Source organism: Curtobacterium sp. 8I-2 (genome assembly GCF_902506155.1).
GTDB lineage: Bacteria > Actinomycetota > Actinomycetes > Actinomycetales > Microbacteriaceae > Curtobacterium > Curtobacterium poinsettiae.
In genome coordinates this window covers 2,002,681-2,026,591 of the sequence record NZ_LR732827.1, presented here as the reverse complement: position 1 = coordinate 2,026,591, position 23,911 = coordinate 2,002,681, and the positions used below count along the sequence as shown (strand labels likewise).

The following is a 23,911-nucleotide window of genomic DNA, read 5'->3' as shown; positions in this document are numbered from 1 at the left end:
TCCGACCGCCCGAGTGCGCCCGCGGCGAACGGCCGATGCCGCACGGGACCGCTCGGATACGCTGTGCTCGTGGACATCAAGATCGGCATCATCAACAGCCCGCGCGAGATCGCGTTCGAGACCGCCCAGACCGCGGACGAGGTCGAGAAGGCCGTGTCCGAGGCGCTCACCGCGAAGTCGACGCACCTGTCGCTGCAGGACGACAAGGGCCGTCGCTTCATCGTCCCCGTCTCGGCCCTGGCGTACGTCGAGGTCGGCGCGGAAGAGGCACGGCGCATCGGCTTCGTCGCCTGACGACGTGGAACTGCTCTTCGCCGTCCTCGGCGGCATCATCATCGGCGCGGTCGCGCATGTGATCCTGCCGTGGCGGTCGAACCGCGGCGTGCTCGTCGGCCCCGCTGCCGGCGGCATCGCCGCAGCCGTCCTGTGGGAAGCGCTGACCTGGGCCGGGTGGCGGTACGACGGCACCTGGATCTGGGTCGTGGCCCTCGTGGGGGCCGGCGTGGTCGCAGTCGTGGTCGAGTGGCTCCTCGGAGCCCGGCGCGACAAGGGCGACGCCGCGTACTACGAGCAGCTCAAGACGCGCGGCGCCTGACACCCGAGCAAGCCCGACAACCGAGCAAGCGTGAAGCTCGAGCGGGCCTGCCGCTCAAGCCGTCAGGCCGAGCGCGTCCATCCGTCGGGTGTGCGCGGCGATGAGCTCGGTCCAGACCGGCTCCAGTCGCTCCTGGTCCTCACGGGCGTGCGACGCCAGGGCGGACCGGGCGACGAGCAGGGTGTCGCCCACCAGACGCCGTCCCCACATCGCCAGGCGCGATCCGATCTGCGGGTCGTCCTCGATGTGGGCAGTGAGCTCCTCGACGACCGCCGCTTCCTCGCGCGCGTCGAACACCGAACGCAGCCGCTGCCGCACGTCGATCGGCAGCGAGCGGAGCAGGTTGCCGAACAGGTCGTTCAGGATGCCTGCCGTCACGTAGCCGGTGAGCATCGACTCGTACCAGTCGGCACCGCTCGTCCGTTCGAGGAACAGGTCGATCGCCTCGCGGTGCGGTGCCATCAGCGCCGCCGGGTCCCCGCCGGTGCGCTCGATCTCGGCCACGATCGTGCGGTGCCGCTCGAGCGCCGTGGTCGCGAGCACCCCGGTGACCAGACGGCCGGAGAGCGTCGGTGCCGAAGCACCGGCTCGTCCCATCGTCTCGTAGACGGAGAGCTGCAGGTAGGCGGCCTGCCCCAGGTAGACATCGAGCTCCGGGGTGACGTCGTCGAGCGCGAGCCGCTTGACCTGTGCTGCTCCGCGCGGGTTCCGCGACGCGAGCCATGCGGCAGCGAGCTGCGCCGCGCGCTTCCGGTTCCACCACGACACCACCCGACCAGCATAGAGGGCACCCGCCGGTCACCCGCCCGACGCCCAGCGGCGCCCGCAGGGCGCCCGCCCCGACGTCCAGCGGCACCCGCCGGGCGCCCGGCCCGACGCCCAGCGGCACCCCGGAGTGCCCCGGACCACGCGCCCGTCGGTAGACTGGCCCGGACTTCCACCAGAACTAAGGTGATTCTTTGACTTTCTCAGACCTCAACATCGACCAGGACATCGTCGATGCACTGGCCGGCAAGGGCATCATCGAGCCCTTCCCGATCCAGGAACAGACCATCCCGCTCGGCCTGACCGGCCAGGACATCATCGGCCAGGCCAAGACGGGTACCGGCAAGACCCTCGGGTTCGGCCTGCCGCTGATCCAGCGACTCGGTGCCGACCCGGCCCACGGTGTGAAGGCGCTCGTCGTCGTCCCGACCCGTGAACTCGCGGTCCAGGTCACCGAGGACCTCGAGCTCGCGGCGTCCAACCGCCCGACCACGGTCGTCTCGATCTACGGCGGCAAGGCCTACGAAGGCCAGGTCGAACAGCTCAAGGCCGGCGCCCAGATCGTCGTCGGCACGCCCGGGCGACTCATCGACCTGCAGCGGCAGCGTCTGCTCGACCTCTCCCACGTGCAAGAGGTCGTGCTCGACGAGGCCGACCGCATGCTCGACCTCGGGTTCCTGTCGGACATCGAGCGGATCTTCCAGGCGGTCCCCGAGGTGCGGCACACGATGCTGTTCTCGGCGACGATGCCCGCGCCGATCGTCGCGCTCGCACGACGGTTCATGAGCCGTCCGGTGCACATCCGGGCGACCGACCCGGACGAGGGCCTCATGCAGGCCAACATCAAGCACCTCATCTACCGCGCGCACTCGCTGGACAAGGACGAGGTCATCGCCCGCATCCTGCAGGCCGAGGGTCGCGGCAAGACCGTGATCTTCACGCGCACGAAGCGTGCCGCGGCGAAGCTGGTCGAGGAACTCAAGGACCGCGGGTTCAACGCGGCAGCGGTGCACGGTGACCTCAACCAGGAGCAGCGCGAGCGCGCCATGGCGGCGTTCAAGGCCGGCAAGCGCGACGTGCTCATCGCCACCGACGTCGCCGCCCGCGGCATCGACGTCGACGACGTCACGCACGTGATCAACCACACGATCCCGGACGACCCGGACACGTACCTGCACCGCGCTGGCCGCACCGGCCGCGCCGGCAAGACCGGCATCGCGGTCACGTTCGTCGACTGGGACGACCTGCACAAGTGGACGCTGATCGACAAGGCCCTCGAGTTCGGCATCCCCGAGCCCGTCGAGACCTACTCGTCGTCGCCCCACCTGTTCGAGGAACTCGACATCCCCAAGGGCACCAAGGGCCGTCTGCCCGGCTCGTCGTCGCACGCGGCTTCTGCCGGTGCCCCCGCCGAGAAGCGCAGCAGCGACCGCCCGGCGACGGGTTCACGTGACGCGTCGCGTTCGCGGTCGCGCAGCCGCACCCGGTCAGGAGGCTCGGAGCAGTCCGCCCCGCAGGCTCCGGCAACCGAGTCGGTCGCCCCCACGCCCGTGGCTGGCACCGAGGACGGCTCCGCCGCCGAGGGTGGTTCCACCGACGGCGCCGCGAAGCGTCGTCGCCGTCGCCGCCGTCGCGGCGCCGGCACCGGCGATGCCTCGGCGACCGCCTCGGCACCGCAGGGCACGTCGGACGGCGAGTAGCGCCTCCAGACCGAAGGGCCCGTCGCTGACGCGACGGGCCCTTCGTCGTCCCCACCTGCCGACTGCCCCCGCGAAAGCGACAGATCGCCGCGAACCGTCGGCGGGAATCTGTCGCTTTCGCGGAGGGGTCAGGCCGCCCCGAGCGAGATCTGTCGCTTCGGTGAGACGAGCCTCGGTCAGGACAGGCGCGAGCCAGGGCCGACCACGGGGGCGCTGCCCGTGGCCTGGGCGACGATGGCGTCGAAGGACACGCGCGCGGTCCGGTGCTCCCCCAGCCGGTTCGGCTTGCCGGTGCCGTGGTAGTCGCTCGAACCGGTGACGAAGAGGTCGTAGCGGGTCGCCCAGTCGAGCAGGGTGCGCTTGCCGTGCGCCAGGTTCTCGCGGTGGTCGACCTCGAGACCGCCGAGCCCGGCGTCGACCAGGGAGCGGAGCATCGGTTCGTCGATGACGATCCCGCGCGACGACGCCGCCGGGTGCGCGATGACGGGCACGCCGCCTGCCTGCCGGATGAGCTCGACGCCACGCAGGGGCGACGGTGCCTCGTGGGGTTCGTAGTAGCCGGACGCCGGGTGCAGGATGCCGCGGAACGCCGCCGACCGGTCGGACTCGAGCCCACGGGCGACCAGGGCGTCCGCGATGTGCGGGCGGCCGATCGTGGCGCCGGGGCTGGACTGGGCCAGGACGTCGGCCCAGGTGATCGGGTGGTCCTCGGCGATGCGGTCGACCATGCGGTGCGCGCGCGAGAGCCGACCGTCGCGGATGCGGGTCGTCTCCTCGACCAGACCGGGGTGCTCGGGGTCGACCAGGTAGCCGAGCACGTGCACGCTCCGGTACCCGATCCGCGTGCTCAGCTCGAGCCCCGGCAGCAGGGTCAGGGGCAGCTCGAGTGCCGCGGCCGTGGCGTCCGCCCACCCGGCCGTCGTGTCGTGGTCGGTCAGCGCGACGGCGTCGAGTCCGGCGGCCGCGGCTGCTCGCACGAGCTCCGCGGGACGCTCGGTGCCGTCGGAGACACTGGAGTGCGCGTGCAGGTCGATAAACGGGTCTGGCACGTGGCCAATGCTATCCACAGGTGAGCGGCCGCACAGGCCGGGTGTCGTCCGGCGGTGCGATGATGGACGCATGGCCGACACGACTCCCCGCGCGACGAGCAACCGATCCACGACCCCCGGGTCCTCGACCTTCAAGGACTTCATCGGGTCGCAGTGGGCCGAGCGCGACGAAGCGCAGCCCGAACCCCGCGAGCAGGCCGCGTTCGCCGCCGAACGTCGCGCCCGCATCTCCGAGCTGCACCCGGGCCGCACGATCGTGGTGCCCGCCGGACAGGCCAAGGTCCGCTCGAACGACTGCGACTACCCGTTCCGCCCGCACTCCACCTTCGCGCACCTGACCGGCTGGGGCACCGACACCGTCGTCGGCTCCGTGCTCGTGATGACGCCGAACGGCTCCGGGCACGACGCCACGCTGTACTTCCGCGCCACCGCGGGCCGCGACTCGGAAGAGTTCTACGCCAATCCCGAGATCGGCGAGTTCTGGGTCGGGCCACGCCCCTCGCTCGACGCCGTCGCCGCCGACCTGGGGCTGGCCACGGCCGACCTCGGTGCGTTCACCGCCGTCGCCGACGCGCTCGACGCCTCGGCGCTGCTGGTGCGCGAAGCAGACGACGACCTGACCCGGTCGCTCGACACCCGCATCGGTGCGGCGATCGGTGGCGTCGACGAGACCGACGACTCCCCGGCGACCGACGACCTGCTCGCCCGCGACCTGTCCGAGCTCCGACTGGTCAAGGACGCGTACGAAGTCCGTGAGCTCCGCAAGGCCGTCGACGCCACGAAGCACGGGTTCGACGACGTCATCGCCGACTTCGACGCCGTGCTCGCCCATCCGCGCGGGGAGCGCATCGTCGAGGGGACGTTCAACCGGCGGGCCCGCGCCGACGGCAACACCGTGGGCTACGACACCATCGCCGCTTCGGGCCACCACGCCTGCATCCTGCACTGGACCCGCAACGACGGCGCCGTGCAGCCCGGCGACCTCATCCTCATCGACGCGGGGGTCGAGGTCGACTCGTTCTACACCGCCGACATCACCCGCACGCTGCCGGTGAGCGGCACGTTCTCGCCCGTGCAGCGCATGGTCTACGAAGCCGTGCTCGAAGCCGCCGACGCCGCCTTCGCGATCGTCAAGCCGGGCATCACGTTCCGCCAGGTGCACGCCACCGCGATGCAGGTCATCGCGCGGAAGACCGCCGAGTGGGGCTTCCTGCCGGTCTCGGCCGCCGAGTCGCTCGAGCCGGACAACCAGTTCCACCGCCGCTACATGGTGCACGGTACGAGCCACCACCTCGGCCTCGACGTGCACGACTGCGCGAAGGCCCGCCGCGAGATGTACCTCGACGGCACCGTGCAGGCCGGCATGGTCTTCACGATCGAGCCCGGGCTGTACTTCCAGCAGGACGACCTGACCGTGCCCGAGGAGTTCCGCGGCATCGGCGTCCGCATCGAGGACGACATCCTGGTCACCGAGGACGGCGCCGAGAACCTGTCCGTCGGCATCCCCCGGACCCCCTCGGAAGTGGAGGGGTGGATCGCCCGTTCCGGCCGCTAGCGTGAGCGGGTGACGACGCCCGAGGTCTCCCCGACCACCTTCTCGATCGAGGTCGAGCACTTCGACTCACCTGACGCCCAACGGCTCCGCGCCGCACAGCGACTGGAGATCGACCGGGCGCACGGCGGCGACACCGAACCGGGCGAGAAGCCGACCGCCGACTCGATCTCTGTGTTCTTCGTCGCGCGGGACGAGTCCGGCACGCCCCTGGGGTGCGGGGGCCTGCGCATCGTCGACGACGGCATCGCCGAGATCAAGCGGATGTACGTCCGGCCGGAGTCACGCGGGTCGGGTGTCGCCGCCGAACTGTTGCGTCGGTTGGAAGAGGCCGCGCTCGACCTGGGCTCCCCGGCGCTCGTGCTCGAGACGGGCACGGAGCAGCAGCGCGCCGTCGGGTTCTACCAGCGCGAGGGCTTCCGGCGGATCGCGAACTTCGGGCCCTACGTCGGTGCGCCCCTGTCGATCTGCTACTCGAAGGTCCTCTAGCGCGGCGACGCCGACCGGGCCTGCCCGGACCGCGCCGCGCGAAAGCCCGGCTCGCGCGCGCCCGAGCCCGCTCGGCTCTCGGTCACGACGTGCCGTCGGCCCGAGGCCGAGCGGTCGCGAACCGTCGTCTGGGCCGGCGCCGAACGACGATCTCCGACCGCTCGAGGCCTCGCGTGCGGGGTGTTGCGACCGCCCGGACCGCCCGACCGTCCGGACTCAGGCAGCGAGGTCGCACGAAGTGCCGCCCGTGCAGCTCGGCGGCGACAGTTCGTGCGACCTCGGCGGACGTGAACGGCGTGTCGAGCGATCTCGCACGACCCGAACTCGCGCGACCCGACCTCGCGCGACCCGAGGACGACGCCGGTCGCGCCAGCCGGAGCCCGGCTAGCGGCGGTCGCTGTTCCCGTCGCCATCGCCGTCACGCTGGGCGTCCGGCGAGGACGAGGGCTCCGGCGGCGTGGCACCGGCGACCCGCTCGCCGTAGCGCGGCGGCTCCTCGGGCCGACGCTCCGGAACCGGCGGGGCCGCGGGGGCGGCAGCGGTCTCCGGGGTCTCCCCGTACCGGGGCCCGTCGTTCGTGCCGTAGCGCGGCGGGCCCGAGGGCGCGGCCGTCTGCGCGCCGGGGGCCGACGTACCGGGGTGCTGCGGGCCTCCTGGCTGCTGGTGCGGGGTGGCGTGCCCGCCGTACGGCGACTGCTGCTGCGGCGGGACCCCGCCGGGGCCCGGGCGCCACTGCTGCTGCTGCTGCTGCTGCTGCTGCTGCTGCTGCTGGGGAGCGTCGTTCCAGTGCGTGGACGGGGTCGCCCCGTGCTCACCGAGGATCCGCTGGGCCTGCCCGGTCAGCTGCGGGTTGACGACGATCTGGTAGTTCGTGGCGAGCACCTGGTGGACGCTGGTGAAGTCACGCTGCCGCTTGGTGATGGCGAACGAGGCGATGCCGTAGAGCATGCCGAACGCGGCACCGATGATCGCCGCGGCGAGGATCAGGCCGCCGGCGCTCGGCGAGAAGAGCGTGAGCACGATGCCGAAGAAGATGCCGAGCCACAGACCGGACAGCGCACCGGCGATGGCGGCGCGGCCGTAGGTCATCTTGCCGGTGACCCGTTCGACCGTCTTCAGGTCGTTGCCGACGATGGAGAGCTGGTTGACGGGGAAGTCGGCCTCGGCCAGCTTCGCCACCACGCGCTGCGCGTCGGGGTAGCTGTCGTACGTTCCCAGGACGTCGCCCTTGGGCAGCGTCGGGAACGCCTGGGCGGTCCTGCCGGCGAAGGGGCTCTGATTGCTCACCCAGCCATCATTCACCGCACACCTTGCAATCGCACGTGCACTCTCAGGGAAGCCGCCGACCGGCGCGGGCGAACGCGCACACCCGAGCGACTACGCTGGGTCGGGTGAGCGCCACGAAGGTCTTCGTCGCCCGCCTCGCCGGGTGCTCCGTCTTCGACCCCGCGGGCGACCGCGTCGGACGGGTCCGGGACGTCCTGGTCGTCTACCGCCGGGCCGATCCCCCGCACGTCGTCGGGCTCATCGTCGAGGTGCCCGGCAAACGCCGCATCTTCGTGAGCATCGGCCGCATCACCTCGATCGGTGCCGGGCAGGTCATCACGACCGGCCTGGTGAACATGCGCCGCTTCGAGCAGCGCGGCGGCGAGGTCCGCGTCATCGCCGAGATGCTCGGCCGCAAGGTGCTCATCAAGAACCAGCGCATCCGCGCCACCATCGAGGACGTCGCGATCGAGGACCGCGGGCAGGGCGACTGGGAGGTCGCGCAGCTCTTCCTCCGCAAGCCGAAGACCACGCCGTCGCCGTTCGGCAAGGGCCCGACGACCTTCGCGACGTGGAACGAGGTCACCGAGGACGAGCTCCCCGGCGAGGCCCAGTCCGCCGAGCACGTCATCGCCGCGTACTCCGACCTGCTGCCCGCCGACCTGGCGTCGACGCTCCTCGACCTGCCCGCCGAGCGGCGGTTCGAGGTCTCCGAGGAACTGCCGGACGACCGCCTCGCCGACGTGCTCGAGGAGATGCCGGACCAGGAACGCATCGAGATCCTCACCCGGCTGACGGACGCCCGTGCCGCCGACGTCCTCGACCAGATGCAGCCCGACGACGCGGCCGACGTCCTGGCCCAGTTCTCCGACGAGCGGAGCGAAGCCCTCCTGCAGCTCATGGAGCCGGAAGAGGCGCAGGACGTCCGCATGCTCCTGGAGTACGAGCCGGACACCGCCGGTGGTCTGATGACCACCGAACCGGTGATCGTCTCGGCCGACGCCACCGTGGCCGAGGGCCTGGCCCTGGTCCGCCGCCACGAGCTCGCGCCGGTGCTCGGCGCCGCCGTCTGCGTCACCCTGCCGCCGTACGAGCCGCCGACCGGTCGGTTCCTCGGGCTCGTGCACTTCCAGCGGATGCTCCGCTACCCGCCGAACGAGCGGCTCGGCACGCTCATCGACCAGCAGACCGAACCGGTCCGGGTCGACGCGAGCGCCGCCGAGGTCACCCGCATCATGGCGACCTACAACCTGCTCTCCGTGCCCGTGGTCGACGACGCCCACCGTCTCGTCGGGGTGGTGACGATCGACGATGTCCTCGACCACGTCCTGCCGGACGACTGGCGAAGTCAGGGCGAGGGGGAACCCTCACCGCTTCCACGCCAACGCCCGCGCAGGACACCCGTGACGACGGGAAGGAGGACCACCCGTGGCCCGAACGGATGACACCCGTCGCGACCGTGACCGCCAAGAGGTCCGGCTCGACTCCCCCAAGGGCATGCGTACGCGCGTGCTCCCCAGCCGGCGCCGTGGTCGCGGGGACACCTTCGGTCGCGCGACCGAGGGCATCGCCCGGGGTATGGGTACGCCGTGGTTCCTCATCGGCCTCACGCTGTTCTGCGTGGTCTGGATGGGCTACAACACCCTGGCGCCGAAGCCGTGGCAGTTCGACTCGGCCGCGATCGGCTTCACGGCGCTGACCCTCGTGCTCTCGCTGCAGGCCTCGTACGCGGCCCCGCTGATCCTGCTCGCGCAGAACCGGCAGGACGACCGCGACCGCGTGCAGTTCGAACAGGACCGCCAGCGTGCCGAGCGCAACCTGGCCGACACGGAGTACCTGGCCCGCGAGGTCGTGGCCCTGCGCCTGGCGATGCGGGACATGGCGTCCAAGGACTTCATCCGTGCCGAGCTCCGCTCCCTGCTCGAGGAACTCGACCGCCGCGACGCCGACGAGGCCGGCTACGCGGACGAACACGACAGCTCCACCCGTGGCTGAACCCGTCCCCACCGACGATCAGCTCGGCACGGCGGTCCTCGCTGCGCTCGGCCGCGTCATCGACCCCGAGATCCGTCGCCCCGTCACGGAGCTCGACATGATCCGTGGTGTCGACGTGCAGCCTGGAGGCTCGGTGCGCGTCGACCTGCAGCTCACGATCGTGGGGTGCCCCGCCGCCGACACCATCGAGCGCGACGTCCGCGTCGCCGCCGCGTCCGTCCCGGGGGTCGCCGCCGTCGACGTCGACGTGTCCGTGATGGACCCGGCGACACGCGCCGCGCTGACCGAGCGGCTCCGCGCCGGCCGGCCGAAGGGCGTGCAGTTCACGGCGGACTCCCTCACCCGCGTCATCGCCGTCACGAGTGGCAAGGGCGGCGTCGGCAAGTCCACCGTCACCGTGAACCTCGCCGTCGCGCTCGCCCGCCGGGGCCTTCGCGTCGGGGTCGTCGACGTCGACGTGCACGGCTTCAGCGTGCCCGGGCTGATGGGCCTGACCGACGAGCACGGGGTCGCGCCGCGTCCGACGCGTGTGGACAGCATGATCCTGCCGCCGGTGGCCCACGACGTGAAGGTCGTGTCGATCGGCATGTTCGTCGACGACGTCTCGACCGCGGTGTCGTGGCGCGGACCGATGCTGCACCGCACCGTGAACCAGTTCCTGACCGACGTGTTCTTCGGCGACCTCGACGTCCTGCTGCTCGACCTGCCCCCAGGGACCGGCGACGTCGCGATCTCGGTGGGGCAGCTCCTGCCGCACGCCGAGGTGCTGGTCGTCACGACCCCGCAGGCCGCCGCCGCCGACGTCGCCGAGCGCAGCGGGATCGTCGCCCGGCAGACCGGGCAGCGGGTCATCGGCGTGGTCGAGAACATGTCCGGGCTCGTGCAGCCGGACGGGTCGATCCTGCACCTGTTCGGCGAGGGCGGTGGTGCGGAGACCGCATCGCGGCTCTCCCGCGGGCAGGACGCCCCCGTCCCGGTGCTCGGCAGCGTGCCGCTGTCGGTACCGCTGCGCGAGGGCGGCGACGCAGGGGTACCGGTGGTGCTCGGCAGCCCGGAGGACCCGGCCGCGGTGGCCCTGACCGCGATCGCCGACCGGATCACCACGATGGGGCGCGGGCTCGCCGGCCGGAAGCTCGGGCTCTCACTGTCCTAGGCTCGGGGGCATGAGCACGGATCACGTCGACGTCGACTGGAAGCACGCACGCGCCACGAACCAGGCGAACTGGGACGACCGGGTGCCGATCCACGAGGGTGCCTACGAGATCGACGCCCTCGTCGACCCCGACCACCGCTCGGACGTCGTGCGTGAGGACCTGCCGGCGCTGACGCCGTGGCTGCCGAACGGCTCGCTCGACGGCCTCGACGTCTGCCACCTGCAGTGCCACATCGGCACCGACACGGTGTCGCTCGCCCGCGAGGGTGCCCGGCTGACCGGCGTCGACTTCTCGCCCGCAGCACTCACCTCGGCCAGTGGGCTCGCATCGCGACTCGGCATCGACGTCACCTGGGTCGAGTCCGACGTCCTCGACGCCCGGGCCGCCGTCTCCGGGGACTTCGACGTCGTGTACACGAGCATCGGCACGATCTGCTGGCTCCCCGACCTCGACCGCTGGGCCGCCCAGGTCGCCGGACTGCTGCGCCCCGGCGGGGTGTTCTTCATCCGCGACGGCCACCCGGCACTGTACGCCCTCGACGAGGACGCGGACGAACTCGTCACCCGGTACCGGTACTTCCCCGACGGCACGGCCCAGCAGTGGGACGACGCGGGCACCTACGCGGGCGACGGCACGGTGGCGAACACCCGCACCTTCGAGTGGCCGCACCCGCTGTCCGAGATCGTGAACGCCCTGCTCGGCGCCGGGCTGCGGCTCCGCCGGCTCGACGAGGGCCGCACGCTGCCGTGGCGCTTCAGCGCGCGCATGGTCGAGACCGGCACCGGTTCGTGGGCCTGGCCGGAGCACGACCGCGACCGCATCCCCACGACCTACACGATCGTCGCCACCCGCGACTGACGACGCGACACCATGGCGGACCGGAGGCCCGTGGCGGATCCGCTACGGGCCTCCAGTCCGTCAGGTGGTGACGCGACGAGCGTCAGGTGGTGACGCGACGAGCGTCAGGTCGCCTCGGCGTCGAAGGGCGCGGCCTCACCGGCGGCCAGGGGCACGACGGGAGCCGTCGCACGCACCTTGGACGCGGAGACCTGTGCGGTCTGCACGGCTGCGGCACTGGAACCGGAGTCGAGCAGGGCATCACGGATGATGCGTCGCGGGTCGTACTGGCGCGGGTCGAGCTTCTGCCACTCGATGTCGTCGAACTCGGGGCCCATCTCGTCGCGCATCCGCTCCTTGGCGGTGTCGGCGAACCGGCGGACGGCCTTGACGAACTCGGCCAGCTTCTGGGCGTACATCGGCAGGCGCTGCGGCCCGAGCAAGAGGACGCCGATGACCCCGATGATCAGGATCTTGTCGAGCGGGATGTCCACGCGAGCGAGCCTAACGCGTGCTGCTGCGTTGCACCTCTAGAGTTGTCTCCCGAACGGAGTGTGCGTGTCAGAGAAAGAGTCGAACTGGAAGTTCGCCGAGGACATCGTCTCGGAGACCGAGGCGATCGCCCGTGCTCGTGAGCACTCCCTGGAACTCGGGGTCGAAGCGATCTCGCCCGCGATCGGTGCGCAGATCGGGGTCATCGCCGCAGCCTCGCGAGCCACGAGCATCATCGAGATCGGCACCGGTCTCGGCGTCTCCGGCCTGTACCTGCTCGCCGGTGCCCCGAACGCGACCCTGACCACGATCGACGTCGAGGTCGACCACCAGCAGTTCGCCCGTGACGCCTACATCAGCGCCGGCACCGCCCCCGCACGGATCCGGCTCATCCCCGGTCGGGCCAACCAGGTGCTCCCCCGCATGAACGAGGCCTCGTACGACGTCGTCCTCGTCGACGCCGACCCGGAGCACGTCATCGAGTACGTCGAGCACGGGCTGCGCCTCGCACGCCTGGGCGGCACCGTCCTGGTACCGCACGCCCTGTGGCGCGGACGCGTGGCCGACCCGGTCAAGCGCGACCGTGCCACCACGGACTTCCGGCTGCTGCTGACCGAGGTGTCGACGTCGGGTGCGGTGCGCAGCGCGCTGTCGCCGGCCGGTGACGGGCTGCTGCAGCTGACGAAGGTCACCAACTAGTCCTCGGCCCGCCGGCGCTCGCGCGGGTCAGTCGAGGTGCCGTAGGTACCGCTCCGGAGACTCGAGGAATGCCCGCTGGTTCCGCACCAGGTCGAGCTCGCTCCACTCGGCGCGCCGCAGGCCCCATTCGCCGACCTCGTGGATCGTCGCGCCCGGGAACGCGGCCAGCACGGGTGAGTGCGTCGAGAGCACGACCTGTCCGACGCCGCTCTCGACGATCGACCGCAGCAGGGCGATCAGGGTGAGGCAGCCCGAGAACGACAGGGCTGACTCCGGCTCGTCGAGGATCCAGAGCCCGGGCCAGCGCGCCCGGTCGATGACGAAGTCCAGGAACGCCTCGCCGTGACTGCGCTCGTGGAACACCGGCTCGGGGCGACTGCGGTTCGGGTGCTCCTCGAGGTAGGTGAAGAAGCCGTGCATGGTCTCAGCACGCAGGAAGAAGCCACCGCGGGGCGCACCGAAGTCACGTCGCAGGGCGATGTGCTGCCACAGGTCCGACTCGGACGGGCGGGTCGAGTGGTGCGCCCCGGTCGAGCCGCCCTCCGGGGACATGCCGAACGCGAGCGCGATCGCCTCGATCAGGGTCGACTTGCCGACACCGTTGTCCCCGACGAACACCGTCACCGGGTCCAGGTCGAGCCCTTCGTCGAGCAGCTGCCGGATCGGCGGGAGCGTGGCCGGCCAGGCGTCGCGCGGCATCGGGTCCGGGTCGCGGTACTCGTCGACGCGTCGGATGGGCAGGTGGGTCCTCGGCACGTCCTCATCCTGCCGGAGCCGACCGACACCAAGGGGGGCTGCCCGCTCCCGGAAGACAGACGGGAAGCCCGGAGCGTACACGCTCCGGGCTTCCCGTTCTGGTGCTTCGACGTACTAGGCCGAGACGACCTCGGCGAGTGCGTCGTGGAGTTCCTTGGCCTCGGCATCGTTGACCGAGACGACCAGGCGGCCTCCACCTTCGAGCGGAACCCGCACGATGATGAGTCGACCCTCCTTAACAGCCTCCATCGGCCCGTCACCGGTCCTCGGCTTCATGGCTGCCATCAGATGTCCCCTTTCGTGCAGTAAATGCAGCCCCATTATCCCGTATGGAGGGGGCAACTGCGAAACCGCCCAGGTTGGGGGTGTCGGATGTGCCGTTCTGATGCTCCGCAGAACGCGGATCCACGGGCCTTCCGGTGCTCCGCGTCGATCACGGCGGGGTCCAGTCGTAGCCGTCGACCCACCACGTGTAGTACAGCCAGACCCACTGCAGCCCGACGAACGCGACGACGACGGCCACGCGGTACACCCGCGACCGCGGCAGCGCCACGATGCCGAGCAGCGGCGCGATCGGCACGAGGATGCGCCAGGTGCTCGACTGCGGGAAGAACACCGCCAGCAGGTACACCAGGTACGCCACGCCCCAGAGTCGCAGCTCGATGCCGATCCGGCGCGCAGCGGGCATGCACACGAACGCGGCGAACCCGATGAGCACGACGACGAGCAGCACCGTCCCGGCCGGCTGCCCGAACCACCACCCGAACCCCTGCACCCACGGCGCGAACGGCACGAGTTCCTTCCACCCGATGTACGACGAGCGCCAGGCGAGCTCGGTGTCCGTGTAGGCCTTCGGCACGCCGGTGACCGCCCACGCGATGGCCGGCCACGCCAGACCGACCAGACCCGACACCGTGGCGACCACCGCGGGTGGGACGAGCCGGCGGAGGGTCAGCGGTTCCGACGAGCGCACCCACGCCGGGCGGATCGCCCACGCGGCCACGAAGAGCACCACCAGGAACGCGAAGGCGAGCCCCGTCGGTCGGGTCATGCCGAGCAGGAGGACGACGGGCAGCATCGCCCACCACCGTCGATCCACCATGAGCAGCAGCGCGACGAGCAGCAGGAACAGGCCCATCGACTCCGCGTAGGCCACCTGGAACACCGCCGACACCGGTGCGACGCAGAACAGCACCGTGGCGAACGTCGCCCGCGCGGGGTCGAGGAACCGGCCCATCAGCCGGCGGAACACCAGCGCGGCGCCGAGGCCGGCGAGCAACGACACCGAGACCGCGACGAACTCGAACGGCGCTCCGGTGAGCAGCATGAACCCGCGCACCAGGAACGGGTAGGCGGGCATGAACGCCCACGCGTTCTCGGTCACGTGTCCCGCGGCGTCGACCGGCAGCGTCGACGGGTACCCACCCGTGGCGATCACGCGGTACCAGGCGCCGTCCCAGATGGACGCGAACGACAGGTAGCCGGGGCTCTGGACGGTGAACGAGTTCGCCGCCTGCACGCCGGCGAAGACGAGCATCATCGCGCCGGTGACGAGCCGCGCCAGCACGTAGACGACGGTGATGCGCACCCACCAGGGCACGAGCCGGTACCGGGCCCGCCAGCGGTTCCGAGCAGGGGTCCTCCGGGTGGCCCCCGCCGTCGTCAGGCCGTCAGCCACCGACGCAGCCCGGCCTCGACCGTGGTGATCTGCGCGACCGGGACCTGCTCGTCGTCGTGGTGGGCGAAGACCGGTTCGCCGGGGCCGTAGTTGACCGCGGGGACGCCGAGGCCCGAGAACCGTGCGACGTCGGTCCAGCCGTACTTCGGGCGGGGTGCCGGTCCACCGACGGCAGCCACGAAGTCCTGCGCGAGCGGAGCGTCGAGCCCGGGACGTGCACCGGCGGCGAGGTCGACGATCGCGACCTCGTAGCCGTCGAACAGCTCGCGGATGTGGGCGACGGCCTCGTCGGCCGAACGGGACGGGGCGAACCGGTAGTTCACGTGCACCATCGCCTCGTCCGGGATGATGTTGCCCGCGATGCCGCCGCTGATGCCGACGGCGTTCAGACCCTCGCGGTACTCGAGCCCGTCGACCGTGACGGTGCGGGGCTCGTACGCGGCCAGGGTGGCCAGGATCGGGGCGGTCTTGTGGATGGCGTTGTCGCCGATCCAGCTCCGGGCGCTGTGCGAGCGCTTGCCGAACGTGCGGATCTCGGCGCGGAGGTTGCCGTTGCAGCCACCCTCGATCTGCGCCCCGGACGGCTCACCGAGGATCGCGAAGTCGGCGGCGAGGAGCTCGGGCCGCGTGCGGGCCAGACGACCGAGGCCGTTCAGGGCGTCGCTGACCTCCTCGTGGTCGTACCAGACCCACGTGACGTCGACCGAGGGGTCGGCCAGATCGTACGCGAGCTTGAGCTGCACCGCGCAGCCGGCCTTCATGTCGACGGTGCCGCGGCCCCAGAGGATCTCGGTGCCGTCCTCGGTGGTGCGGAACTCGGTCGGCAGGTTGTCGTTGAGCGGGACGGTGTCGATGTGCCCCGCGATGACCACCCGGCGGTCGCGGCCCAGGTTCGTCCGCGCGACGATCGCGTCGCCGTCGCGGATGACCTCGAGGTGCGGCAGCGGGGCGAGCACGGCCTCGATCGCGTCGGCGAGGGCCTGCTCGTTGCCGGACACCGACTCGATGTCGCAGATGGCACGGGTGATGTCGATGGACGAGGCGGTGAGGTCGAGGTGCTCCGGCATGCGGGCAGCCTACCGGCCGACCCTCGCACCGCCCCGGCAGTCCGGCCGGACGGGATCCCCGCCGCCCCGGCCGTCCGGCCGGACGGTGTCCCTCCGACGGCCGCTCGGTACCCTGGAGCCGTGACCGACACGACTGCCTCCGACCGCCCGACCCACGCCTGGGGCCACGGCCTCGCGACGATCGCCGCCGACGGCACGACGCTCGACACCTGGTACCCGGAGACCCACCTCGGCGCCCTGCCCGCCGACGCCGTGTTCCCCGCCGAGCTGCAGGCGCACGTCGGGGACGACCCCCGCCGCGAGGTCCGGATCGAGGCCGTCACCACCGAGATCACGATCGACGCGAGCCCGACGAGCACCCCGGACGCGTACCTCCGCCTGCACCTGCTGAGCCACCTGCACGTCCGCCCGAACGAGGTCTCCCTGGACGGCGTCTTCGGCCACCTGCCGATCGTCGCGTGGACGAACGCCGGCCCCGTGCACCCCGAGTCGCTGACGCGCCTGCGCCCCGCGCTGCAGCGCGCCGGCATCGCCGTGCACGGCATCGACAAGTTCCCGCGCCTGCTCGACTACGTCGTGCCGGACCGCGTCCGGATCGCCGACGCGAGCCGCGTCCGCCTCGGCGCACACCTGGCACCAGGTACGACGGTCATGCACGAGGGCTTCGTCAACTTCAACGCCGGCACCCTCGGTGACGCCATGATCGAGGGCCGCGTCTCGCAGGGCGTCGTCGTCGGGCACGGCACCGACGTCGGCGGTGGCTCCTCGATCATGGGCACCCTGTCCGGCGGCGGCACACACCGTGTCTCCCTCGGCGAACGTGCGCTCCTCGGCGCGAACGCGGGCCTCGGCATCTCGCTCGGTGACGACTCCGTCGTCGAGGCCGGCCTCTACGTGACGGCCGGCACGAAGGTGGTCCTCGTCGGTGCGGCCCCGAACCCCGACGGCACCCCGAAGACCGTCAAGGCCGCCGAGCTCTCCGGCACCCCGAACATCCTGTTCCGCCGCAACAGCGTCAGCGGCGCCGTCGAAGCCCTGCAGCGCAAGGGCGAGGGCATCCAGCTGAACACCGCGCTGCACGCGTAGCGCCCCGCCCGGCGAGCGGTCACGACACGTCGCCGGCGGGTGCCGAGGGCGCACGAACCGTCGCTCCGGCACCCGCCAGACGACAGTTCGCGACCACCCGGCGCAGGTGAGCGGCGCGTCCCACGATCGCGCACCCACCGACGCACGCACAGGAGGCCCGGTGCCGGCCCACGAGACCGGTACCGGGCCTCCATGCCGTCGCCTCCAGTGCCCCGCGAGTGGTCACAACACGCCGTCCGCGTGCGCCGAGGGCGCACGAACCGTCGTTTCGACGCCCGCCGGACGACCGTTCGCGACCACCCGGCGCAGGTGAGCGGCGCGTCCCACGATCGCGCACCCACCGACGCACGCACAGGAGGCCCGGCGCCGGTCCACGAGACCGGCACCGGGCCTCCATGCCCTCCCGTCCAGCGCTCCCCCGCCCCGCCCCGCGAGCGGGCGAAATGCCGCGGTGCGCGGTCGGCCCCACCGTGGCATTCCGCCCGTTCGATCCGCAGCAGCGCACCCCGCCGCCCCTCCCCCGGCTCGACACGACACGACGCAACGCAACGAGCGGGCGGAATGCCGGCGTGCGCCCGCCGCGCCACCCGGGTGTTCCGCCCGCTCGATGTGACGGCGGGCGCAGACACACGAATGCCCCGCGCCACGGGTTCGTGGGGCGGGGCGTTCGGAGTCGGTCAGCGCTCGGGGACGTCGCGCTCGGGCGCACCCACGTAGAGCTGCTGCGGGCGACCGATCTTGTTGAGCGGGTCGTTGTTCAGCTCGCGCCACTGGGCGATCCAGCCCGGCAGACGACCGATCGCGAACAGGACGGTGAACATCCGCGGCGGGAAGCCCATCGCCTTGTAGATGATGCCGGTGTAGAAGTCGACGTTCGGGTAGAGCTTGCGGCTGACGAAGTACTCGTCCTCGAGTGCGATCTGCTCGAGCTCCATCGCGATGTCGAGCAGGTCGTCCTGCACGCCGAGGGACTCGAGGACCTCGTGCGCGGACTCCTTGACGAGCTTGGCGCGCGGGTCGTAGTTCTTGTAGACGCGGTGCCCGAAGCCCATGAGCTTGACACCCTGCTCCTTGTTCTTCACCCGCTCGACGAACCGCGTGACGGGCTCGCCCGAGTCCTTGATCTGCTGGAGCATCTCGAGCACGGCTTCGTTCGCGCCGCCGTGCAGCGGGCCGTACAGGGCGTTGATGCCGGCCGAGATCGAGGCGAACATGTTCGCCTTCGTCGAACCCACCATGCGCACCGTCGAGGTCGAGGCGTTCTGCTCGTGGTCCTCGTGCAGGATGAGGAGCCGCTCCAGCGCCTTGGAGAGCACCGGGTTCGGCTTGTAGGTCTCGGCCATGGTGCCGAAGTTCAGCCGCAGGAAGTTGTCGACGAACGACAGCGAGTTGTCCGGGTACAGGAACGCCTGCCCGATGGCCTTCTTGTGGGCGTAGGCCGCGATGACCGGGAGCTTGGCGAGGAGCCGGACGGTCTGCAGCTCGACCTTCTCGGGGTCGTCGACGTCCATGTCGTCCTCGTAGTACGTGGACAGGGCGCTCACGGCGCTCGACAGCACCGACATCGGGTGCGCCGAGTGCGGCAGGGCGTCGAACAGGCGACGGAGGTCCTCGTGCAGCAGGGTGTGCCGACGGATGCGGGCGTCGAACTGCTCGAGCTCGGTGGGGGTCGGCAGCTCGCCGTAGATCAGGAGCCACGCGACCTCGAGGAAGGTGCAGTTCGCGGCGATCTGGTCGATCGGGTACCCGCGGTAGCGCAGGATCCCCTGGTCGCCGTCGATGTAGGTGATCGCGCTCTTCGTCGCACCGGTGTTCACGAACCCGTAGTCGAGCGTGTTCATCCCGGTCTGCTTCTTGAAGGTCGAGATGTCGATCGCGGACGCGCCGTCGACGCTCTGCAGGATCGGGAACTCCGCCGTGCCACCCGGGAACGTCAGCGTCGCGGTCGCGCCCTGCTGTTCGGCGGCGGGACTCACGGGGACGGGCGTGGTGGGCGGTGTGGCCGTCTTCTGAGCGTCATTGGCAGTGTCAGTCACGAGGACAGCCTAATCGCGGCACCTGTCGGTCGTGCACACATCCCAGGTGACGATTTGGTGGTTCCCAGGGATTGCGGGCGCCGGCGGGAGTGCTCGTGTCCGTGCTACGCGGTGCCGAGGCGCCGGCTGCTCGCCAGTCGCTGGGAGGCTGCGGCGATCCGTTCGTCGGTCGACGTCAGGGCCACGCGGACGTGTTCGTCCCCGGCTGCACCGTAGAACGTGCCCGGTGCGACGAGGATCCCGCGGTCGGCGAGCCAGGCGACGGTGTCGAGCGCCGGCTCGCCGCGGGTCGCCCAGAGGTAGAGCCCGGCTTCGCTGTGGTCGATGCGGAAGCCCGCGCCCTCGAGTGCCTGCCGGAGCATGTTCCGACGGGCACGGTAGCGGGCCTTCTGCTGCTGCACGTGGGTCTCGTCCTGCAGCGCGACGACCATCGCCTGCTGCACGGGCAGCGGTGGCATCAGCCCGGCGTGCTTGCGGACGGCCAGCACGTCGGCCAAGATCGCGGCGTCACCGGCGACGAAGGCAGCACGGTAGCCGGCGAGGTTCGACTGCTTCGACAGCGAGTACACGCTGAGCACGCCGTCGAGCGAGTCGCCGACGACCCGGGGGTCGAGGATCGTGGGGGTCGGGGTGGTGGCGTACTCCGGGTCCCAGCCGAGCTCGGCGTAGCACTCGTCGCCGACGATGACGGCCCCGAGCTCGCGGGCGCGCACCACGGCGGCACGAAGCTGGTCGATGGTGAGCACGCGGCCGTCCGGGTTGCCCGGGGAGTTCAGCCAGACGAGCTTCGTGGTGGACGGCCACTCGGCGGGGTCGTCCGAGGCGAGGGCGTCGGCCCGGACCAGCGCGGCACCGAGCTCGTACGTCGGGTACGCCGCTGCCGGGAACACCACGGTGTCGCCGGGGCCGATGCCGAGCCAGAGCGCCAGGCCCGCGATGAACTCCTTGGAGCCGATCGTCGGCAGCGCGTTCGCCTCGGTCAGGGCGACACCGTGCCGCCGGCCGTACCAGTCGGCGATGGCCTGCCGGAGCGCCGGGGTGCCGGCCACCTGCGGGTAGGCGTGCGCGTCGGTGGCGGTGGCCAGGGCGGTGCGAACGACCTCGGGCGTGGGGTCGACGGGCGAGCCGACGCTGAGGTCGACGATCCCGCCCTCGTACGCCGCGGCGCGCTGCTTGAACGGGACGAGCTGGTCCCAGGGGAATTCGGGGAGGTCGAGCGCCACGAGGGGTCCGGTCAGCCGCGGACGGGCTCGGCAGCGACGACGGGGTGGTCCTTGTGGATCACGCCGACCTTCGCAGCGCCACCGGGCGACCCGACCTCGTCGAAGAACTCGACGTTGGCCTTGTAGTAGTCGGCCCACTGGTCGGGCAGGTCGTCCTCGTAGTAGATGGCCTCGACGGGGCAGACCGGCTCACACGCACCGCAGTCGACGCACTCGTCGGGGTGGATGTACAGCGAGCGGTCGCCCTCGTAGATGCAGTCGACCGGGCATTCGTCGATGCAGGCGCGGTCCTTGACGTCGACACACGGCTGGGCGATCACGTAGGTCACGGTTCGGGTGCTCCCTTCGACGAGCGGGTTTGAGTCTACTCGTGGCCCGGGGCCGTCCGGGACCGCAGCCCCGACAGGTCCGGCCACGCGAGGACGAGGGCGGTGATGGCCGCGGGGGCGAAGGTCCACACGTACCCGGCCGCGTTGGCGAGGACGAGCGGCGAGCTCTCGCCACCGACCGACACGAGCACCTGCGTCGCGACGAGGATGCCGATGCCGATCGCGGCGACCATCGTCCGCGAGCGGTAGACGAGCCGCACGCCCACGGTCAGGCCGAGCACGATGAGGGTGGTGACGACGAGTCCGATCGGGAACGCGCCGAGCGTCTGCTGGTGCGTCACCGTGCCGAGGCCGCCGGCGAGCAGCCCGACCAGCAGCGACACCACGACCGCCGCGGCCTTGCCCTGACCGGACATCTCGCCGTAGGTCTGCGGCGCCCCCGGCTGCGGGGCCGCGTCGTGCCGGAACGCCTCCACCGCAGGGGCGTGCTGTCGGACGCCGTGCGGCATCACCCACGACAGGGCGCCCGGGTCGGCGGGGTCGACGGGGTCGACGGCGACCTGGGAGCGGTACTGCTCGACGGCCGCCCGCACCTTGGCCCGGACCGGCAGGACGTCGACGGTGACGTCGGCCTGCCCGCTGTCGGGGTCGACGATCATCGAGAACGGGACCTCTTCGGCACGGGCCGCGTACTGCGCCGCGTGGTGCATCCGCACGTGGTCGGGGTGTCCGTAGCCGCCGTCGTCGGCGTAGCTGATCACCGCGTCGGCTCCGGTGGAACGGATGGCGGCGCGCACGTCGTCGACCACCTCGCCCAGGTCGGCCGCGGTCAGCGAGTCGGCCGGGGCGTCGGCCGCAGCGGTGGCCCGGCCGTCCGGGCCCCACTGCATGCCGGAGTCGACGTACCGACGCTCGGGCAGGTCGGTCGGCCGCGCGCCGCGACCACCGAGCCACAGGTGCTGCGGCCCGCCGAGGGCGGCGAGGGCCGCGGCGATCTCGGTCTCCCGGTGCCGCGCCACCCGCGCGGGGTCGCCCGCGAGCGGAGCCAGCTGCTCCGTGAGCATCTCGCCGCGCTCGCCCCGGGTCGCGGTGAGCACGGTCACCTCGGCACCGCGCTCGAGCAGGGTGGCGATGGTCCCACCCGACGAGAGCGTCTCGTCGTCGGGGTGGGCGTGCACGATCAGGACGCGCTCCGGGCGCGTGGCGGGGGCCTTGGACATCGTCCCCAAGGGTACGGGACTAGCGGGGCGTGACGATGTAGGTCGCCGTGACGCCACCGCTGTCCTTGCTGTCCGAGAACGTCAGCACGACACGGTAGCCGTCGCTCCGGAACATGCCGAACGCGCTGGACGAGTCCGCGCGCTTCGCCGACTCGGTGTACCCGGCATCCGTGAGCTGCTGCGCGGCCGTCCGGAAGTCGTCGACGGAGGCCGCCCGGACCTGCGCGACCCACCCGGAGCCGTTCGGTCCGGCTCCGCCGCCCAGCACCGTGCCGTCGACGAGCGGGACGTCTGCCGACGGGAACCCGTCCGGAACCTTGCCGTCGGAGGTCACGTCGGCGCCCTTGAGCGCCGTGTCGAGCGCGCCGTCGATGCCACCGGCGACCGAGGACATGCCGTCCTGGATCGCCTTGCCGTCGATGCCGGCGACCCCGTCGGCCACGTTCGAGGCGACGGAGGACCCGAGGTCGGTGGCCTGCTGCACGGCCTCGGTCGAGCAGCCGGTGAGTCCGGCCAGGGCGATGCCGGCAGCGACGGCGGCGATCAGCGGGGTACGGAGGGAACGCATGGCGTGACCGTAACGGACGAGCCGGGAGGCGCGGCGCGAGTTGGCTGTGAACGTGCCGTCCCCGGGGCGGTCACCTGCGCGGCGGGGCCGCCCCGGGCCTCCGTGCCGACGGACGGTTCAGGCGACGTAGGCGCGCGTCGCCGCCACCAGGGCGTCGACACCCACCGGGATCGCCGTCTCGGCCTGCGGCGCGTAGAACGGCGAGTGGTTGCTCGGGATCTCCTCGCCACGGCGGAAGCGCTCCGGGTCGGTGATGCCCGTGAACCAGTACACGAGCGGCGCGCCGGCGGCGGTGGCCAGCTGTCCGACGTCCTCCGACGCCATGGCGAGCCCGATCTCCAGGTCGCGAGCACCCGGCACCTCGGCACGGATGGCGTCGAGCACGGTGGCGGCGGCCTCGGCGTCGTTCACGGTGACCTCGGCGCCCGGAGCACGGATGATCGTCGGCTCGGACAGCCCACCGGCCGCGCTCTCGGCACGGACGATGCGTTCGATCGAGGCGATGATGCGCTGGCGGGTCTCCTCGTTGCGGGCACGGGTCGAGATCTCGATCACGGCCTCGTCGGGGATGATGTTCGCCCGTGTGCCGGCGTGGAAGCTGCCGACGGTGACGACACCCGCGTCGCTCGGCGAGACCTCGCGCGCGACGACGGTCTGCAGCCGCACGACGGCCGACGCCGCGGTGACGACCGGGTCGAGCGAGGCCTGCGGCGCCGAGCCGTGCGCCCCGCGGCCGTTGAACGTCACCGTCAGCCGGTCGCTCGACGCCATCACCGGGCCGGTGCCGACGGCGACGATGCCGACCGGTGCGGGCGCGGAGTGCTGCCCGAGCACGACGTCCGGCTTCGGGAACCGCTCGACCAGGCCGTCCTCGACCATCGCGCGTGCGCCGGAGATGACCTCTTCAGCAGGCTGGAAGACGGCGACGACCGTGCCGCGCCAGTCCCCCGTGGTCGCGACGAGGCGCTCGAGGGTGCCGAGCAGCCACGTGACGTGGATGTCGTGGCCGCAGGCGTGCATGGTCGGGACGTCCCGGCCCTCGTCGTCGGTGCCGACGTGCTCGCTGGCGTACGACAGGCCGGTGCGCTCCTGCACCGGCAGGCCGTCCATGTCGGCGCGGAGCCACACCACGGGGCCCTCGCCGTTCGCGACGACACCGACGACGCCGGTGCCGCCGACGCCCGTCGTCACGTCGATCCCCCCGATCTCGGCGAGCTTCGCGGCGATGACACCGGCGGTGCGGTGCTCCTGGAAGCCGAGCTCCGGGTGGGCGTGCAGGTCCTGGTAGATCGAGAGCAGGTCGAGAGTCACGCTGACCACGGTACAACCGCGAACGGCCCGACCACCTGTTGCAG

The 23,911-nt window shown here is 71.7% G+C and carries 25 protein-coding genes; 11 read left to right on the top strand and 14 right to left on the bottom strand.

Annotated features, from left to right (window positions below):
• Positions 1 to 69: 69 nt before the first annotated feature.
• Both BOSE127_RS13400 and BOSE127_RS13395 read left to right on the top strand, forming a co-directional pair.
• Positions 70 to 294 carry a DUF3107 domain-containing protein gene (locus BOSE127_RS13400; RefSeq protein WP_031259670.1) on the top strand — a complete coding sequence of 75 codons (225 nt, stop codon included), beginning with the start codon at positions 70 to 72 and terminating at the stop codon, positions 292 to 294.
• Between the two features lie 4 nt (positions 295 to 298).
• Entirely contained in the window at positions 299 to 595 is a 297-nt protein-coding gene (locus tag BOSE127_RS13395; RefSeq protein WP_071251150.1) for a hypothetical protein, read from the top strand.
• A gap of 54 nt (positions 596 to 649) precedes the next feature.
• Here BOSE127_RS13395 and BOSE127_RS13390 read toward each other — a convergent pair whose 3' ends face one another.
• On the bottom strand, positions 650 to 1,363 hold the full coding sequence (locus BOSE127_RS13390) for a ferritin-like fold-containing protein (RefSeq protein ID WP_231564082.1): 714 nt from the start codon (positions 1,361 to 1,363) through the stop codon (positions 650 to 652).
• Positions 1,364 to 1,554: 191 nt separating this feature from the next.
• On the opposite strand from BOSE127_RS13390, the gene BOSE127_RS13385 reads away from it, so the two are divergent.
• Entirely contained in the window at positions 1,555 to 3,060 is a 1,506-nt protein-coding gene (locus BOSE127_RS13385) for a DEAD/DEAH box helicase (RefSeq protein ID WP_159557597.1), read from the top strand.
• Positions 3,061 to 3,236: 176 nt separating this feature from the next.
• On the opposite strand, the gene BOSE127_RS13380 is transcribed toward BOSE127_RS13385, so the two are convergent.
• Complete coding sequence (locus tag BOSE127_RS13380) at positions 3,237 to 4,109, bottom strand: PHP domain-containing protein (protein ID WP_159557595.1); 873 nt, start codon at positions 4,107 to 4,109, stop codon at positions 3,237 to 3,239.
• Between the two features lie 70 nt (positions 4,110 to 4,179).
• Here BOSE127_RS13380 and BOSE127_RS13375 point away from each other — a divergent pair, with 70 nt between their 5' ends.
• Together BOSE127_RS13375 and BOSE127_RS13370 are read left to right on the top strand one after the other, a co-directional pair.
• Entirely contained in the window at positions 4,180 to 5,664 is a 1,485-nt protein-coding gene (locus BOSE127_RS13375) for an aminopeptidase P family protein (RefSeq protein WP_159557593.1), read from the top strand.
• 9 nt (positions 5,665 to 5,673) lie between these two features.
• Entirely contained in the window at positions 5,674 to 6,150 is a 477-nt protein-coding gene (locus tag BOSE127_RS13370; protein ID WP_159557591.1) for a GNAT family N-acetyltransferase, read from the top strand.
• Between the two features lie 384 nt (positions 6,151 to 6,534).
• On the opposite strand, the gene BOSE127_RS13365 is transcribed toward BOSE127_RS13370, so the two are convergent.
• On the bottom strand, positions 6,535 to 7,437 hold the full coding sequence (locus tag BOSE127_RS13365) for a general stress protein (RefSeq protein ID WP_159557589.1): 903 nt from the start codon (positions 7,435 to 7,437) through the stop codon (positions 6,535 to 6,537).
• A 104-nt stretch (positions 7,438 to 7,541) separates the two neighbouring features.
• Between BOSE127_RS13365 and BOSE127_RS13360 the strand changes: the two genes are divergently transcribed.
• The 4 genes from BOSE127_RS13360 to BOSE127_RS13345 are packed head-to-tail and all read left to right on the top strand — an operon-like array spanning position 7,542 to position 11,423.
• Positions 7,542 to 8,861: a magnesium transporter MgtE N-terminal domain-containing protein gene (locus tag BOSE127_RS13360; RefSeq protein ID WP_017887047.1), complete on the top strand. Its 1,320-nt coding sequence runs from the start codon at positions 7,542 to 7,544 to the stop codon at positions 8,859 to 8,861.
• 52 nt (positions 8,862 to 8,913) lie between these two features.
• Complete coding sequence (locus BOSE127_RS13355; RefSeq protein ID WP_042539423.1) at positions 8,914 to 9,411, top strand: DUF1003 domain-containing protein; 498 nt, start codon at positions 8,914 to 8,916, stop codon at positions 9,409 to 9,411.
• Positions 9,404 to 10,564: a P-loop NTPase gene (locus BOSE127_RS13350; RefSeq protein ID WP_140448446.1), complete on the top strand. Its 1,161-nt coding sequence runs from the start codon at positions 9,404 to 9,406 to the stop codon at positions 10,562 to 10,564. The genes BOSE127_RS13355 and BOSE127_RS13350 overlap by 8 nt, the downstream gene beginning before the upstream one ends.
• A gap of 10 nt (positions 10,565 to 10,574) precedes the next feature.
• Entirely contained in the window at positions 10,575 to 11,423 is an 849-nt protein-coding gene (locus BOSE127_RS13345) for a class I SAM-dependent methyltransferase (RefSeq protein WP_071251924.1), read from the top strand.
• A gap of 104 nt (positions 11,424 to 11,527) precedes the next feature.
• Here BOSE127_RS13345 and BOSE127_RS13340 read toward each other — a convergent pair whose 3' ends face one another.
• Positions 11,528 to 11,896, bottom strand: a complete 369-nt coding sequence (locus tag BOSE127_RS13340; protein ID WP_017887051.1) for a twin-arginine translocase TatA/TatE family subunit — start codon at positions 11,894 to 11,896, stop codon at positions 11,528 to 11,530.
• 64 nt (positions 11,897 to 11,960) lie between these two features.
• Here BOSE127_RS13340 and BOSE127_RS13335 point away from each other — a divergent pair, with 64 nt between their 5' ends.
• A complete protein-coding gene (locus BOSE127_RS13335; protein WP_017887052.1) occupies positions 11,961 to 12,593 on the top strand; it encodes an O-methyltransferase in 633 nt (210 codons plus the stop codon).
• A 27-nt stretch (positions 12,594 to 12,620) separates the two neighbouring features.
• Here BOSE127_RS13335 and BOSE127_RS13330 read toward each other — a convergent pair whose 3' ends face one another.
• The 4 genes from BOSE127_RS13330 to dapE all read right to left on the bottom strand — a co-directional run bounded on the left by BOSE127_RS13330 (position 12,621) and on the right by dapE (position 16,094).
• Entirely contained in the window at positions 12,621 to 13,349 is a 729-nt protein-coding gene (locus BOSE127_RS13330; RefSeq protein WP_082046935.1) for an AAA family ATPase, read from the bottom strand.
• A gap of 114 nt (positions 13,350 to 13,463) precedes the next feature.
• Positions 13,464 to 13,634, bottom strand: coding sequence for a DUF3117 domain-containing protein (locus tag BOSE127_RS13325; RefSeq protein WP_017887054.1), 171 nt, complete (start codon positions 13,632 to 13,634; stop codon positions 13,464 to 13,466).
• Positions 13,635 to 13,782: 148 nt separating this feature from the next.
• Positions 13,783 to 15,027 (bottom strand): hypothetical protein, encoded by a 1,245-nt coding sequence (locus BOSE127_RS13320; protein WP_159557587.1) that lies wholly within the window; start codon positions 15,025 to 15,027, stop codon positions 13,783 to 13,785.
• Positions 15,012 to 16,094 carry a succinyl-diaminopimelate desuccinylase gene (dapE, locus tag BOSE127_RS13315; RefSeq protein WP_159557585.1) on the bottom strand — a complete coding sequence of 361 codons (1,083 nt, stop codon included), beginning with the start codon at positions 16,092 to 16,094 and terminating at the stop codon, positions 15,012 to 15,014. Before dapE ends, BOSE127_RS13320 begins: the two co-directional genes overlap by 16 nt.
• Before the next feature lie 120 nt (positions 16,095 to 16,214).
• On the opposite strand from dapE, the gene dapD reads away from it, so the two are divergent.
• Positions 16,215 to 17,180, top strand: coding sequence for a 2,3,4,5-tetrahydropyridine-2,6-dicarboxylate N-succinyltransferase (gene dapD / locus BOSE127_RS13310; RefSeq protein ID WP_017887057.1), 966 nt, complete (start codon positions 16,215 to 16,217; stop codon positions 17,178 to 17,180).
• Positions 17,181 to 17,857: 677 nt separating this feature from the next.
• On the opposite strand, the gene BOSE127_RS13305 is transcribed toward dapD, so the two are convergent.
• The 6 genes from BOSE127_RS13305 to BOSE127_RS13280 form a co-directional block, all read right to left on the bottom strand.
• On the bottom strand, positions 17,858 to 19,156 hold the full coding sequence (locus tag BOSE127_RS13305) for a citrate synthase (RefSeq protein ID WP_017887058.1): 1,299 nt from the start codon (positions 19,154 to 19,156) through the stop codon (positions 17,858 to 17,860).
• Between the two features lie 164 nt (positions 19,157 to 19,320).
• Entirely contained in the window at positions 19,321 to 20,439 is a 1,119-nt protein-coding gene (gene dapC / locus BOSE127_RS13300; RefSeq protein ID WP_194590243.1) for a succinyldiaminopimelate transaminase, read from the bottom strand.
• Positions 20,440 to 20,450: 11 nt separating this feature from the next.
• Positions 20,451 to 20,768, bottom strand: coding sequence for a ferredoxin (fdxA, locus tag BOSE127_RS13295; protein WP_017887060.1), 318 nt, complete (start codon positions 20,766 to 20,768; stop codon positions 20,451 to 20,453).
• Positions 20,769 to 20,803: 35 nt separating this feature from the next.
• Entirely contained in the window at positions 20,804 to 21,988 is a 1,185-nt protein-coding gene (locus tag BOSE127_RS13290; protein WP_159557583.1) for a PIG-L family deacetylase, read from the bottom strand.
• Positions 21,989 to 22,007: 19 nt separating this feature from the next.
• The gene (locus tag BOSE127_RS13285) at positions 22,008 to 22,556 is read right to left on the bottom strand and encodes a hypothetical protein (protein WP_017887062.1); all 549 of its coding nucleotides are present in this window, start codon (positions 22,554 to 22,556) and stop codon (positions 22,008 to 22,010) included.
• A gap of 117 nt (positions 22,557 to 22,673) precedes the next feature.
• A complete protein-coding gene (locus BOSE127_RS13280) occupies positions 22,674 to 23,867 on the bottom strand; it encodes an amidohydrolase (protein ID WP_236559551.1) in 1,194 nt (397 codons plus the stop codon).
• Between the last annotated feature and the right edge of the window lie 44 nt (positions 23,868 to 23,911).

What these genes read in the sequence shown, in the direction of transcription:
- BOSE127_RS13345 (WP_071251924.1), top strand. Translation starts at nt 10,575, where the DNA reads ATGAGCACGGATCACGTCGACGTCGACTGGAAGCACGCACGCGCCACG.
- dapE (WP_159557585.1), bottom strand. Translation starts at nt 16,094, where the DNA reads ATGCCGGAGCACCTCGACCTCACCGCCTCGTCCATCGACATCACCCGT.
- BOSE127_RS13325 (WP_017887054.1), bottom strand. Translation starts at nt 13,634, where the DNA reads ATGGCAGCCATGAAGCCGAGGACCGGTGACGGGCCGATGGAGGCTGTT.
- BOSE127_RS13375 (WP_159557593.1), top strand. Translation starts at nt 4,180, where the DNA reads ATGGCCGACACGACTCCCCGCGCGACGAGCAACCGATCCACGACCCCC.
- BOSE127_RS13285 (WP_017887062.1), bottom strand. Translation starts at nt 22,556, where the DNA reads ATGCGTTCCCTCCGTACCCCGCTGATCGCCGCCGTCGCTGCCGGCATC.
- BOSE127_RS13290 (WP_159557583.1), bottom strand. Translation starts at nt 21,988, where the DNA reads ATGTCCAAGGCCCCCGCCACGCGCCCGGAGCGCGTCCTGATCGTGCAC.
- BOSE127_RS13355 (WP_042539423.1), top strand. Translation starts at nt 8,914, where the DNA reads ATGCGTACGCGCGTGCTCCCCAGCCGGCGCCGTGGTCGCGGGGACACC.